This window comes from Bradyrhizobium sp. U531 (assembly GCF_051710265.1).
Taxonomy (GTDB): Bacteria; Pseudomonadota; Alphaproteobacteria; order Rhizobiales; family Xanthobacteraceae; genus Bradyrhizobium.
Genome location: NZ_JASVEN010000001.1, coordinates 1,868,669 through 1,882,526 on the forward strand (window position 1 = coordinate 1,868,669; position 13,858 = coordinate 1,882,526).

Genomic DNA, 13,858 nt, shown 5'->3' on the forward strand with positions numbered 1-13,858 from the left:
TGCCCGCCTCAGGACTTCTTGGGGAGATGGCTCGGCGTGTACTGGTCCTTGTCGTTCTTCTTGGTGAGATCGCAGCCGATCTCGCCCAACCAATAAGGCTGGATCGTGCCGTAGTCCTTCTCGACTTTCACCTCGTGCTTCGGTCCGACCGAGATCAGGCGCATGCGGTGCGAGGTGTGCTGGCTCTTTGGATCGATGCAGACCTTGCCCTCGGGCGCGTCGATGCAGGCATCGCCGGTCGCGATCACTTTCCGCATGTCCTCGAGCTTGATCGACTTCGCCTTCTCGACCAGCGCCTTGTACATGTAGAGCGCGTTATAGGCGTTGTACCCCATGTCGTTGATGTAGAGCTCGTCGGGGAACTTGGCGTGCCAGCGCTTCTTGAACTCGGTGGCTTCGGGCGTGTCGATCTCCTCGAACCAGTTCGCGGTCGCGTGCATGTTGTTGAGCGCCGGCGGCTTGAACCGCTTGTGCTCGAAGCCGAGCATGACCTTGATCGACGAGCCCATCGGCAGATTGAGGTTGGCCGCGGCCGCCTGCTCGAAGAACGAATCCTGGGCAGCACCAACATTGATCGTCAGCAGCCAATCGGGCTTCGCCTTCTGGATGTTCTGGATGGTCTGCGCGAACTGCGACACGCCGAGCGGGATGAACTCCTCGCCGACGACCTCGCCGCCCAAGTCTTTCATGATCTTGCGGTTCCACTCCGCCGAGATCTGGCCGAAATTGTAGTCGGCGGCGATGACATAGACCTTCTTGCCGAACTTCTCGACCATCCAGGGAATCAGCGTCGAGAACTGCTGCTCGGGCACCGCGCCCATGCTGATCATGCTGGCGTCGCAGACACCGCCCTCATACTGATTGGTGTAGAAATACGGCGTCGAGGTGCGGTCGACGATCGGACGCAGCGCCTCGCGCGAAGCCGAAGTGATGCCGCCGATCAGCACGTCCACCTTGTCGCGATTGAGCAGGCGTCGGCCGAATTCCTGATAGCGTGCGTTGTCGCCCTGCGGATCGAGGTGGATCAGCTCGATCTGCCGGCCCAGAATGCCGCCGCTCTTGTTGATCTCCTCGACGGCGAGTTGCGAGCCGTGCAGCTTCGGCATGCCCATGAAGGCGAGATCGCCGGACACGTCCTCGAGCAAGCCGACCTTCAGCGGCGGTTCTGCTGCGCTGGCCATATTCATCGACGCTGCGGTGCCGAGCATGGCGCCGAGCAAAACCATCCGTAATCTGCGTCCCGAATTCATCGTGATGTCCCCTTTATTGAAAGCGGCTGGAGGTCATGGCTTGAGGTTATGGCTTGAGATAATTCTTCAGGATGGACGCCCCCATCGTGTATTTGGGGTCGACCATGTTGCCGAGGCGCATGCGGCCGGCCTGGCTGAGCAGCATGTAGGCGTCGATCTCGTCGAAGCCGTAATCGGCCGCCATCCACCGCACCAGTTCGCGATAGGCGATGCGCGCCGCGTCCTCGAGCGGACGCGCGCTGCCGATCGTCATGATGAAGTCCTTCGTCTCGAGCCGCGGCCACGCGAAGCTCCAGTTCTTGATCAGGTCGACCTGGAGCGTGACGGTCGCACGCTGCTCCATCGCCACGCCCGAAAGCTCGCCGTCGCCCTGCGTCGCGTGGCAGTCGCCGACGTAGAGCATCCCGCCATCGGTATGGACCGGGAAATAGATGATCGCGCCGGGCGCGACATCAGGCAGGTCCATGTTGCCGCCGTGATAGTCCGGCTGCAACGACGAGATCGCCTCGATCTCCGGCGAGACGCCGATCGTGCCGATGAACGGCTCGTAAGGCAACGTGAGCCTGTCGTTCCAGCGCACGCCGTTCCTGTCGACGTGGAGCTTCTTCACGCGCTCCGGCAGCGGCGGATTGAGCAGCGCCGTCGAGCTGGTCCCGACCAATCCGCCGAACTCGGGAATGATGCAGGTCGTGCCGGCCGGCTGCTCGCCCCGGGTCTCGACGTCGCGGATGTAGATGGCAAGGCAATCGCCCTTCTTGGCACCCTTCACCGCGATCGGCCCGCATTGCGGGTTGAGATAAGGAAAGTTCAGCTTGGCGATGGGGCTGTCGGTCTCCTTGGTCAGCACGCCGCCGAAGGCGTCTTCCGTTTCGACGACGACCACCCCGCCGGGGTCGATCGACAGGGTCGGCTTGGCATAGGGACCGTAGACGTAGTGGAAGTCCCCCTGCTGCTCGATCGTCAGACTATGGGTCGTGCCGGTCGCGCCCTTGGCGACGGCGCGCTTGGCCATGATGGATGTCTTCAACCAGTCTTCGGACATGAGATCGGCTCCTCGGCTCAGATCGCAGGATGACGCTTGTGCCAGTCGGTGACGCGCTGGAACGCATCGCCCGCGCGCACGAGGCTGGCCTCGTCGAAGTGACGGCCGACGAACTGGAAGCCGACCGGGCCGCCATTCGCCGCAAACCCGCCGGGCAAGGTCACGGTCGGGCTTCCCGTCATGTCGAACGGGCAAGTGAAGCGGAGCAGGCCTCCGATCAGCGAGGCGTCCTCACCGAGCGCTGCCATCTTGGCAAGCGTCGGCGCCGCGAACGCCTGGGCCGGGATCGCGAGGAGATCGACCGTCTCGAACAGCGCACGCACAGCGCCGCGAAACGCCTCGCGGCGGAGCACGATCTTCTGGTAGTCCATGCCAGATTGCTGCCGGCCGAGATCGAGTAGGCCCGCCAGCGCCGGGCCGTACTCGTCTTTGCGTGCCGGATAGGTCTCCTCATGCGCGACCGCAACTTCGATACCGCAGAGCGGGAACCAGTCGTCGATGATCGCCTTGGGATCGGGAAAGGCAATTTCCTTGATCTTCGCACCGAGATCGGCCGCCACGCGCAACCCCTCGGCCAGCACCTTGGCCGCATCGGCATCTGTGCCTTCGCTGGTCCAGCGCCGGTCGACGCCGATGGTCACGCCGCGCAGATCGCCGGTCAGGCCGGCGAGATAATTGGGTACCGACAGCGGAACCGCCGTTGTGTCCTTGGGATCCTGCCCCGCGATCACGCCAAGGATTGCGCCGCAATCGACCGCACTCCGCGCCATCGGGCCGATGTGGTCCAGCGTCGCGGCGAGTTCGAATGCGCCATAACGGCTGACCCGCCCCCATGTCGGCTTAAGCCCGGTGACGCCATTGGCCGCGGACGGAAACCGGATCGACCCGCCAGTGTCGGTGCCGAGCGAGCCGAAGCAGAGGCCAGCCGCAGTCGCGACGCCGGAACCGCTCGACGATGCGCCGGGCCAGAGATCCGCGTTCCATGGGTTTTTTGGCGGATCGATCTTCGGATGATGGTCCGCATAGGCGCCTTCGGTCTGCTGCAGCTTGCCGAGGATGATCGCGCCGGCATCCTTCAGCCGCGCGACGACCGTTGCGTCCTCGGTGGGGCGGAAGTCGCGATGGATCGTCATGCCATGCGCGGCGGGTGCGCCCTTCGCCCAGCAGAGATCCTTCACCGCTACCGGCACGCCGTGGAGCGGCCCCCTGATCTTGCCGGAGGCGATCTCCTTCTCGGCCGCAGCCGCTTCCGCGAGTGCTGAGTCGGCCATCACATGCGCAAAGCTTTTGAGCTTGCCGTCGAGCTTGTCGATCCGGCCGAGCATCGCCTTGGTGACTTCGACCGACGACAGTTCCTTGTCCTGGATCTTACGCCCAACGTCGACCAGTCCGAGGTAGTGGAGATCTGTTGCCGCCATCGTCCTTATCCTCCCACGCGATGCGACGCACGCTCACGCGCGGACATGCGTCACCGTTCTGGCGACGCGCAGCGCATCGCAAGCTTGTCTGGCGGCAAACGAAAAAAGCCACCCGTTCCTCCCGAATGAGGCAACGAATGGCTCAAATGCCGCGGCTATGATCTGTCGCTTAGGGGCCGTGATCGAACGAAGCACTTGGATTGCAAAGAGCTGGACGTCATCGGCCAGATCCGCGCACGCGAGGTTCGACAGGTCGCCCTGTAGGAGAAAAGTCTAAGTAACTGCCCATCCTGTTGTCAACGATGCTGCCTGCCTAAATTTCGAGAGTGCTGCGCAGCAAAACGGCAAGCCGACTGCAAGCCAACTCAATGCCCCTTGCGCTGTCATCGACGATGATGATTTCATCTTCGCGTTCCGCGCGATCGAAAGCCGTCAATGACAAAGCCGTCTGTTCCCGTTGGCATCATCTGCTCGCAGTCCGGGCCCTATCAGGCGATGGGCCGCGAGATCCTGAAGAGCGCGATGATGGCGGTCGACGAGATCAACGCGCAGACCGAGTTCGACTTCTCGATCACCCCTCACACTCGCGATCCCCGCGGCATCGTCTCCGAATATCACACGGCCTGCGACGATTTGATCCGCAATGTCGGCGTCGAGCACATCATCGGCTGCTACACCTCGGCCTCGCGCAAGCAGGTGCTTCCGATCGTGGAGCGCACCGATCGCCTGCTCTGGTATCCCGCCCGCTACGAGGGCTTCGAGTGCTCGGACAACGTGATCTATGTCGGCGCCTCGCCCAATCACAACGTGCTGCCGCTGGTCCGCTACGTGCTCGACAATCTGTCGCGGGAGATCTTCTGCGTCGGCTCCAACTATGTGTGGACCTGGGAAACCAATCGCGTCACCCGCGAGCTGGTCAGCGCGGCAGATGGCCACATCCTCGCGGAACGGCTGCTCGAGCTCGGCGAAAGCGCCGTCGGCCACATCGTCGACGAGATCGTCCGCCGCAAGCCGCCGATCGTGTTCAACACGCTGGTCGGAAGCTCGAGCTACGATTTCATCCGCGCCTTCGACGCCGGCACCAAGGCCGCCGGCCTCGAGATTCCCATGCTGAGCTGCAGCCTGTGCGAGCCGGAACTGGCGATCGTCGGGTCGGCATCGGCCGGCTGCATCACCTCGTCGGCCTATTTCGAAAGTATCCGCCTGCCGGAGAACCGCGCCTTCGTCGCGCGCTGGAAGGCGCGCTATGGCGAGGACAGCAGTCCTTCAGTGGACGGGCAATCCGCCTATGTCGCGGTCTATCTGCTGGCGCGCGCGCTGCAACGCGCGGGCACGTCCGACATTGCCGAGGTCAGGCGCGCCGCTGCGGGATATCGCTACAATTCGCCGCAAGGGCCGGTGTGGATCGACGGCGGCAACAATCATTGCGTCCTGACACCGCGGCTCGCCGTCTCCAATGCGCAAGGACAGTTTGACATCTTCTGGGAAGCCGACGCGCCTGTTAAGCCTGATCCCTACCTGACGCAGCTCGACGTTGCCGTCAGCCCGTCGAAGGAAACCTCGGCGGGCGGCGCATTGCCGAACGCGCCGCATTTGCGGGTTGTGAAATGAGCAGACCGTCTTCATTTTCGCTACGCGGACGCAAGGCACTCGTCGCCGTCAAGGACGAACGCGACGCAACCATCGTGCGACGCCAGTTCGAGCGTCTCGGGATCGAGGGTGTCGCGTGGACGCCGGCGGAGCCGGTCGACTTCGCGCCGGACCTGTCACTTATCGACGACGAGTTCCTGCCGCTGCTGCAACCGGCGCAACGCGCGTTGCTGGCGCGATCGCCCGTCATCGCCCTGCTCGGCACCGAAACGCCGAGCCGCCTCAAGCTGGTGTTCGAGCTCGATCCGGCATCGTTCCTGATCAAGCCGCTGCGATCGGCCGGCATCTACGCAGCGCTCGTCATGGCATTCGAGCGCAGCGAACGAACGGGTGAATTGAAGCAGCAGATCGTCAAGCTCGAGCAGCGCCTGCGGTCACGACGCATCGTGCTTGCCGCCGTTCTCCAGGTGATGCATTCGCATGCGCTCGCCGAACCTGCCGCTTTTGCCCTGATCCGCAGAACGGCGATGGAGCAACGCAAAACGATCGAAGAACTGTCCGCGGAGATCACGGCGAGGGGCGTGCTCCCGCGCGCAGCGGGTTAGAGGCCAAGAACTTGGTTCATTTCGGAAACAGCTTGTCGCGAATGTAGCGCGAGGTGGGGGTCAGCTTGAGCCCGCGCGGCTTGCGCCATTCCGCCCGGTCGAGCTCCCTCTTGTCGCCGATCTTCAACGGGCCTGACGCTTTCTTTCCCAGGAAGATCGCATCGCTCATCCGTCGGCCGGACCTTCGGTTCTTGCCGTTGACTTCCTTCCACAGCCGTAGCTCGCCGAGCCTGAGCTTGGGCAGCTCCTCCGTGATCTCGCGATGGAGGCACTTTCTCTCACTCTCGCCGGCTCGCCTGCGGCCGCCCGGAAACATCCAGCGCTTGTCACGCCGCCGCCTGACCAGCAGCACCCTGCCCTTCCTTGCAACGACGAGCTTTGATGACTTCGCCATTCCCTACTCCGTCAGCTCGATCGCGAGAGGTTGGTGATCGGAAGCATCGGTTGCTTCGTTGACCTCGATGCTGCGCACGCGACCGACCAGATCCTCCGTCACGAAAATGAAGTCGCGGCAATCCGGCCCTTCGGCCCATTGCGCGCGGTCGTAGATTCCGCAGGTTGGCGCCCGCGGGCGGCCGGGACGATCGACTGTCCACGCATCCCGATAGTTGAGACCGGGCCGGCTGGCGCGGTCGATCAGGGCATGCTGGGGATCGGCAACGTCGAAATTGAAATCGCCGCACATCAGGCTCGAGGCAGCAACGGTCTGGCTTCCATATGGCTCATCGTGGCGGGAGCCGGCCGGCCTGGGGCTCCCCGATGCGTCCTGCTGCAGATCCAGCAGCCGCGCGATTTGCGCGTGACGCTGATCGGCGGAATGAAATTCGAGATGCGTGTTGACCGTGCGGATTGCGCCAAACGAGGCCAGAACCGTCACCTCCAGGGCGTGACGGCGCATGCTGCGCACCCTACCCGCGCCTGGAAACGGCAACAGGTGATTGGCGATCTGCAACACCGGCAATCGCGACAGCGTCATGTTGCCGAAGCAGTAAAGGCTGCCCGCGCGATCCATCGTCTCGATCGCCGGCCGGAATATCGCGGTGTAGCCGGGCAGCAAGGCTGCGAGCTGAGCGCTCTGGTCCGCGCCATCGCCAAATCTCGAAAAATTGGCGCTGACCTCCTGGAAGCAGAACACATCCGCATCGAGCGTCTGCCTCGCGACGGCAACGATCCTGGAGAGATCGGTGACGCCGTCGCACCCCTTGCCGCACTGAATGTTCCAGGTGAGAAGCCGCATTACCGGATACCCGCGCGCATGAATGACTGAACGAACTGGCGCTGGAACAGCAGGAACGCGATCAGCAGCGGCGCCATCGTCATCACCGTCGCCGCTGTGATCACCGACCAATCCACGCCGGTCTCAGGCGCGCCGAACACGGCGAGGCCCACCGTGAGCGGCCGGGCTTCCACCGAATTCGTGACGATCAGCGGCCACAGGAAGTTGTTCCAGTGATAGCTGACGGAGACGAGACCGAAGGCGACATAGGTGGGCCGGGCTAACGGCACATAGACCCGCCAGAGGATCACCAGCGGGCCTGCTCCCTCGACCCGGGCGGCCTCGACCAGCTCCTGAGGCACGCTCTTGAAGGTCTGCCGCAGCAGGAAGATGCCAAAGGCACTGGCCAGATAGGGCAGCGCGATGGCAGGGATCGTATCGAGCAGGCCCAGCTTGGCGATCGCGCGGTAGTTCTCGACGATGAGGACGTCGGGCATGATCATGAGCTGGAGCAATACGAGCGCGAAGGCAATGCCGCTGCCCCTGAACCTGAAGCGCGCAAACGCATAGGCGGCCAGCGTGGACAGGATGAGCTGGCCGACCAGGACGAACGTCACCAGCACGACCGTGTTGAGATAGTAACGGGCGAACGGCGCCTGTCTCCAGGCCCGGGCAAAATTCTCCAGCGTCCAGGGCGCGGACAGGCTGAACGAGGTGGCATAGGCCGCCGGATGCAGCGCGCTCCAGAAGGCATAAGCCAGCGGGGCGAGCCAGATCAGAGCCAGGAGCCATGCCGCGACAGCCTCGACGGGGTGTGTCCGGCCTCTCATTGGTAGTGGATCCTGCGGTCGAGATAACCGAACTTCAGCAGCGCAATCGCGCTCAGGAGCATGAGAAGCACGACCGTCAGCGTGGCCGCGTAGGAGGAATCCTGAAAGGTGAAGGCGACCTCATAGATGTAATAGAGCAGCAGCGTGCTGGCGTTGTTCGGGCCGCCCTTGGTCATGATGACCAGATGGTCCACAAGCTTGAACGAGTTGATGACCGCATTGATGGCCACGAACAGCGTGGTCGGCATCAGCAGCGGGAACGTGATGCGGCGGAACGTGTACCATCGGCTCGCGCCTTCGATGGAGGCGGCCTCGTCGAGGTCCGGCGAGAGCTGCTGCAGCGCCGCCAGATAGAAGATCATGAAGAATCCGGCTTCCTTCCAGATCACCATGACGATCAGGCAGCCCATCACCGTCGAGGGATCGCCGAGCCAGTTCCAGCCGCCGAGGCCGAACAGCCCGCGCAGCTGATCGAGCGCGCCGTAATCCGGCGTGTAGAAGAACAGCCAGATGTTGGCGACGGCAATCATCGGCAGCACGGTCGGCGTGAAGTAGGCCAGTCGCAGAAAGCCGCGGCCGCGCATGTTGCGATTGACCCAGACCGCCATCAGCAGCGCGAGCGCGATCGAGGTCGGGATGGTGCCGAGCGCGAACCAGAAATTGTTGACCAGCGCCTTCCAGAAGATCGGATCGGCCGCCATGGCCTGGTAGCTGTCCGTCCCGACGAAGACCTCGTTGCCGTTCCGCTTGGTGATGAACAGCGAATGCCGGATCGTCGCGAGGATCGGCCAATGCGTAAACCCGATCAGCAGCACCGCCGCCGGCAACAGCAGCAGCCACGCATTCACGGCATTCCACCACGCCTGCGACCGGGCGCGGCGTTCGGGGATTGGCGATGAGGCGGCGAGATCGGTCATTTTGAAGCCGGCGGGATGGCGGCGAACCGCCACCCCGCCCTGTCCTTACTTGGCGGCGCGCAGCACGCGATCGGACTGCGCCTGCGCGGCGGCCAGCGCTTCCTGCGGCTTTTGCGAGCCCGTGACCGCGGCCTGCACGGCATCGTTCACGAACTTGTAGATGCGGCCGTTTTCGTGGACGGAAAGCTCCGGCACGGCATGCTCGAGCTGATCGCGCGCGACGGTCGCCTGCGGGAAACCCTTGGCGTAGTCTTCCATCGCCTTGGTCTTGTAGGCGGCCGGCGACACCGCGACGTAGCCGGTCTTCATGCTCCATTCCGCCGCACGCTCCGGCGCCGTCATCCACTGGATGAACTTGACGGCGGCCTTCTGCTGCTCGGCCGAAGCGCTCTTGAAGATGTAGAAGCTGCCGCCGCCGGTCGGCGATCCCCGCCTCTCCTTGGCCGGCAGCATGGCCACGCCGAACTGGAATTTCGCGGCGTCCTTGACGGCCGTGAGGTTACCCGTCGTGTGCCACATCATCGCCGTCTTGCCTTCGAGGAAGTCGGTGCGGAGCGTCGCCCAGTCGATGCTGCCGGTCGGCATGACGTTGTGCTTGCGCGACAGGTCGACCCAGTAATCGAGCGCGCCGACCGTCTTGGGCGCGGTGAGGTACACCTCGGTGCCGGCCTCGTTCATCATCTTCTGGCCGTTCTCGATGGCGAGCGCCTGCAGCATCCAATAGCCGTAGCCGGTCGTCGGGATCTCGACGCCCCAACGCGTCGTGTTGGCGCCGTCCTTCTTGACCAGCTTCTTCGACATCTCGACCATGTCGTCCCAGGACGCCGGCGCCTTCTCGGGATCGAGGCCGGCTTCCTTGAAGGCGTCCTTGTTCCAGTACAGCACGATGGTCGAACGCTGGAACGGGATGCTCCAGGTCTTGCCCTCGACCTGGCCGTTGGCCATGAACGCGGGATAGAATTCCTTGAACCAGGACTTGTCGCCGACGAGGTCGTCAAACGGCACGATGGCGTTCTCGTCCATCAGCGTGAACACGTCGGTCGACAGCAACACCGACAGTTGCGGCGGCTGCCCGCCCTTCATGGCGGTCATCGCCTTGGTCATCGTGTCCGTGTAGTTGCCGGCATAGACGGCCGTCACCTTGACGTCCGGATTGTCCTTCTCGAAGCGCGAGACCATGTCGTCGATGATCTTGGTGACGGGACCGCCGACCGCGACCGGATAGTACATGGTCAGATCCACCGCGGCAGCGGGGCGTGCCCCCATCGAGAGCACGGCAAGTGCGGCTGCCATCAACATCGTTCGTCGCGCAATCATCTCTCTCTCCCTCTGTAATCCACCGAGCGCCTGACACCACCGCTGCTATCCAGCGGAGGTCGCCAGCCGGCCCTCCCTGACTGAAGTCTCCAATCGGCATTCCGTCGCCGCATCGAACCGATGCTCGTGACCGGCTTCCCAGGCCAGCCGGACATCCTCGCCGGGCTGAACCTTGCTGAACCCGTCGAGCCGGACCGAGATCGGCTGACCGTCGATGTCGCACAGCACGATGCTGTCGGCCCCGAGATGCTCGACGGCCTTGACCCGCGCGGCATGATCCCCGCCGGGCACGATGCGGATGTGCTCCGGCCGAATGCCCATGAGATGACCGGCCTGGCGCACCAGGTTCATCGGCGGTGTGCCGATGAACCGCGCCGTGAACGCTGTCGCCGGCCGATTGTAGAGCTCTTCCGGCGAACCGTTCTGCTCGATACGGCCGTCGCGCATCAGCACGACGCGGTCCGCCATCGTCATGGCTTCGGTCTGATCGTGGGTGACATAGACCATCGTCATGCCGAGACGCTGCTGCAGCGCGCGGATTTCCGTTCGCATCTCGTGTCGCAGCTTGGCGTCGAGGTTCGACAGCGGCTCGTCCATGAGACAGACCCGCGCCTCGGCGATGATGGCGCGTCCCAGCGCGACGCGCTGGCGCTGCCCGCCCGACAATTGCGACGGCTTGCGATCGAGCAGATGCGCCAGACCAACGATATCGGCGACGCGACGAAGCCGGGCGTCGCGCTCGGCGCGCGACACGCGCCGCACGCGCAGGCCGAAGATGATGTTCTCGGCCACGCTCAAATGTGGAAACAGCGCATAGGACTGGAACACCATGGAGATCTTCCGGTCCGCCGGCGACAGGCGGGCCACGTCCACGCCGCCGATGGCGATCGTGCCGGCGTCGGCCTCCTCGAGACCGGCGATCAGACGCAGCGTGGTCGACTTGCCGCAGCCGGACGGTCCCAGCAGCACAAGCAGCGAGCCCTCGTCCGCCGTCAGGCTGATGTCATCGACGGCGCGCATCGCGCCCCACGATTTGGAGACATGGTTCAGCGTAATCGCCGACATGGCCGGTTCGCTCTCAGCATGATGCAGCTACGCTGATGGCGGCTCGCTCCAAAGGAGCAGCGCAATGCCGGTCGCAGACCGGTCCATGCGTCCTCCCTTGAGCCACGCGCTTTCATCGGCGTAGCGACTAATATGTTCATATGAACATAGTGTGACACCATATGAAACAGAAAATTGCGTCCCAGCTGTTCAAATGATACTTTCGTTGGGAACGGAGGGCTCATGCCCAAGAGCGCTACGACACGTCAGGTCCACACGCTGGAGATCGTGCGCGAGCAAGGCTTCGCGTCCATCGAGCAGCTTGCGGCGCGTTTCGAGGTGACCCAGCAGACGATCCGTCGCCTTGTGAATGCGCTTTGCGACCAGGGATTGCTCCGGCGCGTGCATGGCGGGGTCAGTCTCCCCGTCCAGAATCAAAACCTCGCCTATAGCAGCAGACACAGGTTGAACGCCGAGGCCAAGCGGCGGATCGCGCATGCGACCGCTAAGCTCATTCCCGACGGGACGTCGCTGATGATCGGGCTCGGCACGACTCCCGAATATGTCGCGCAGGCCCTCTCCCGCCGACGCGATCTGCGGGTGATCACCAACAGCCTGAACGTGGCCGCGGCCTTCTCGCACAATCCCGACGTGGAGATCACCATCGCCGGCGGCACGCTGCGGCCGCTCGACCGCGACATCATTGGTGAAGCCGCCGTGCGCTTCTTCTCGGGATTCCGCGCCGATTTCGGCATCTTCGGCGTCGGCGGCGTCGATCCCGACGGCACGCTGCTCGACTTCCATGTCGATGAAGTCAAGGCACGCCAATCCATCGCCGCCAATTCACGAACGTCCGTGCTCGTGGCCGACATCACCAAATTCGGGCGCAATGCGACGGTTCGCGGCGGCCACCTCGACGCGTGCCACCATCTCGTCATCGACGACCGATTGCCGGCAGCGTTCGAGCCGATCGCGCAGAGATACAGCGGCCAAATCCACACGGCCGGCGACGCTCGCGCGGATTTCGAGCTTCTCGGCAACACCTAGCCGGCAACTGCACGTCATCATTGCTCAGCCCGATCGCGCCTCCCCGGAGGCGAGGTCCGCGATCGATTCACGCTGCGTGTCGAACGGCCGGAGAGCGCTCCATTTTGTCGCGGTTGACTTGTTATAACATTTAGGCAAATGTCCTGACTAACCGGAAATATAAATCCGGATTTTCGGGAGGACCGCATGCCGTCATTCACGCCGACGCGACGAACGCTACTCAAGACCGGCACCGCAGCCGCCGCTTTCGCGACGCTTGGTCCGGCCTTTCTCCGGCAAGCCGCCGCGCAGGACGCCGACCTCGCGCCCTACAAATCCGCTGAGATCGACTGGCAGCAGGTTTCCGGCGAGACCATCACGGTCGCCGTGATACCGGCGAGCTATTTCGAAAACCTCATCACGCTGGCGCCGCAGTTCAAGGCGCTCACCGGCATCGACGTCCGCTTCGAAAAGATTCCGCCGGCACAGATCCGGCAGAAGAGCGTCATCGATTTGACCTCGAAGACCGGCACCTACGCGACCCATGCCGCCGACCCCATGTATTATGCGCTCTATGCCGCCAACAAATGGGTCGAGCCGCTCGACACCTATCTCAACGACAAGGCGCTGACCGATCCGGCCTGGTTCAAGCTCGACGACATCATTCCGGCCTGGCGCAGCGCCAACGGCATCGACGGCAAGCTCTACGGCATGCCCTATGACGGCGAAGTCACCATCCAGGTCTATCGCAAGGACCTCTATGACGCGAAGGGTCTGAAGCCGGCCGACACGCTCGAGGCCTACATGTCCAACGCCGCGGCGTTGAACACGCCGAACGATCGGGTCTGGGGCGCGGCCCTGCGCGGCGTCGCCGGTGCCGGCCAGAACATGTACATCTATCCGTCGATCTTCCGCGAGTTCGGCGGCGACTGGATGAAGGGCGGCAAGCTCACCGTCAACGGCCCCGAGGCCGAGGCGGCCCTCGCCTGGTACGTCGACATCATGAAGAAGTACGCGCCGACGGCGGCGGCCAACTGGAACTGGCCCGACATCGCCGACGCCTTCTCGCAAGGGACCGTCGCCAGCTACATCGACGCGCATTCGTCGGCGTCGGTCGTCAACAACCCCGAGAAGTCCAAGGTGATCGGCAAGGTCGCCTATGCCCGCTGGCCCAAGGGCCCCTCGGGCAAGCGCACCACGTCGATCTGGAACTGGGGCTTCCCGATCAATTCCGCGCTGCCGGAGAAGAAGCGCAAGGCGACCTGGCTGTTCATCCAGTGGGCCGCGAGCGCCGAGACCCAGGCGCGCACCGCGCACAAGTTCGCCGGTCCCACCAAGCGCTCGGGCGTCAACCGCACTTCAGTGTGGAAGAACCCCGATTACATCAAGCTGATGAACGGCTTTGGCGAGAACTTCGTCGAGGCCACGATGGGCGCACTCCAGGACGACACCGACGTCGACTGGCGTCCGCGCGTGCCGCAATGGCCGGCGATCGGCGACACCATGGCGACCGCGATCCAGTCGGCCCTCTCCGGCCAGGCCACGATCAAGGCTGCCCTCGACGATGCGCAGCGCCGCATCGAACCGATGATGCGCGGCTGAG

The 13,858-nt window shown here is 63.8% G+C and carries 13 protein-coding genes; 4 read left to right on the plus strand and 9 right to left on the minus strand.

The features are described from left to right. Positions 1-8: 8 nt before the first annotated feature. The 3 genes from QRQ56_RS09260 to QRQ56_RS09270 all read right to left on the minus strand — a co-directional run bounded on the left by QRQ56_RS09260 (position 9) and on the right by QRQ56_RS09270 (position 3,710). Positions 9-1,226: an urea ABC transporter substrate-binding protein gene (locus QRQ56_RS09260; RefSeq protein ID WP_438739229.1), complete on the minus strand. Its 1,218-nt coding sequence runs from the start codon at positions 1,224-1,226 to the stop codon at positions 9-11. A gap of 70 nt (positions 1,227-1,296) precedes the next feature. Continuing rightward, positions 1,297-2,292 (minus strand): acetamidase/formamidase family protein, encoded by a 996-nt coding sequence (locus tag QRQ56_RS09265; RefSeq protein WP_438739230.1) that lies wholly within the window; start codon positions 2,290-2,292, stop codon positions 1,297-1,299. A 17-nt stretch (positions 2,293-2,309) separates the two neighbouring features. Then, a complete protein-coding gene (locus QRQ56_RS09270) occupies positions 2,310-3,710 on the minus strand; it encodes an amidase (RefSeq protein ID WP_438739231.1) in 1,401 nt (466 codons plus the stop codon). Between the two features lie 435 nt (positions 3,711-4,145). Here QRQ56_RS09270 and QRQ56_RS09275 point away from each other — a divergent pair, with 435 nt between their 5' ends. Both QRQ56_RS09275 and QRQ56_RS09280 read left to right on the plus strand, forming a co-directional pair. Continuing rightward, on the plus strand, positions 4,146-5,321 hold the full coding sequence (locus QRQ56_RS09275) for a transporter substrate-binding domain-containing protein (RefSeq protein ID WP_438739232.1): 1,176 nt from the start codon (positions 4,146-4,148) through the stop codon (positions 5,319-5,321). After that, positions 5,318-5,905: an ANTAR domain-containing response regulator gene (locus QRQ56_RS09280; protein WP_438739233.1), complete on the plus strand. Its 588-nt coding sequence runs from the start codon at positions 5,318-5,320 to the stop codon at positions 5,903-5,905. The genes QRQ56_RS09275 and QRQ56_RS09280 overlap by 4 nt, the downstream gene beginning before the upstream one ends. A 16-nt stretch (positions 5,906-5,921) precedes the next feature. On the opposite strand, the gene QRQ56_RS09285 is transcribed toward QRQ56_RS09280, so the two are convergent. The 6 genes from QRQ56_RS09285 to QRQ56_RS09310 form a co-directional block, all read right to left on the minus strand. Beyond that, complete coding sequence (locus tag QRQ56_RS09285) at positions 5,922-6,299, minus strand: NUDIX hydrolase (RefSeq protein WP_438739234.1); 378 nt, start codon at positions 6,297-6,299, stop codon at positions 5,922-5,924. Between the two features lie 3 nt (positions 6,300-6,302). Further along, positions 6,303-7,142, minus strand: a complete 840-nt coding sequence (locus QRQ56_RS09290; protein WP_438739235.1) for an endonuclease/exonuclease/phosphatase family protein — start codon at positions 7,140-7,142, stop codon at positions 6,303-6,305. Further along, positions 7,142-7,951, minus strand: coding sequence for a carbohydrate ABC transporter permease (locus QRQ56_RS09295; protein WP_438739236.1), 810 nt, complete (start codon positions 7,949-7,951; stop codon positions 7,142-7,144). The genes QRQ56_RS09290 and QRQ56_RS09295 overlap by 1 nt, the downstream gene beginning before the upstream one ends. Beyond that, the gene (locus QRQ56_RS09300) at positions 7,948-8,868 is read right to left on the minus strand and encodes a carbohydrate ABC transporter permease (RefSeq protein ID WP_438740124.1); all 921 of its coding nucleotides are present in this window, start codon (positions 8,866-8,868) and stop codon (positions 7,948-7,950) included. The genes QRQ56_RS09295 and QRQ56_RS09300 overlap by 4 nt, the downstream gene beginning before the upstream one ends. Before the next feature lie 45 nt (positions 8,869-8,913). Next, positions 8,914-10,167 carry an ABC transporter substrate-binding protein gene (locus tag QRQ56_RS09305; protein WP_438740126.1) on the minus strand — a complete coding sequence of 418 codons (1,254 nt, stop codon included), beginning with the start codon at positions 10,165-10,167 and terminating at the stop codon, positions 8,914-8,916. Between the two features lie 63 nt (positions 10,168-10,230). Next, positions 10,231-11,250 (minus strand): ABC transporter ATP-binding protein, encoded by a 1,020-nt coding sequence (locus QRQ56_RS09310; protein ID WP_438739237.1) that lies wholly within the window; start codon positions 11,248-11,250, stop codon positions 10,231-10,233. 222 nt (positions 11,251-11,472) lie between these two features. On the opposite strand from QRQ56_RS09310, the gene QRQ56_RS09315 reads away from it, so the two are divergent. Both QRQ56_RS09315 and QRQ56_RS09320 read left to right on the plus strand, forming a co-directional pair. After that, on the plus strand, positions 11,473-12,276 hold the full coding sequence (locus QRQ56_RS09315; RefSeq protein ID WP_438739238.1) for a DeoR/GlpR family DNA-binding transcription regulator: 804 nt from the start codon (positions 11,473-11,475) through the stop codon (positions 12,274-12,276). A 186-nt stretch (positions 12,277-12,462) separates the two neighbouring features. Beyond that, on the plus strand, positions 12,463-13,857 hold the full coding sequence (locus QRQ56_RS09320) for an ABC transporter substrate-binding protein (protein WP_438739239.1): 1,395 nt from the start codon (positions 12,463-12,465) through the stop codon (positions 13,855-13,857). The last annotated feature ends 1 nt before the right edge of the window (position 13,858 follow it).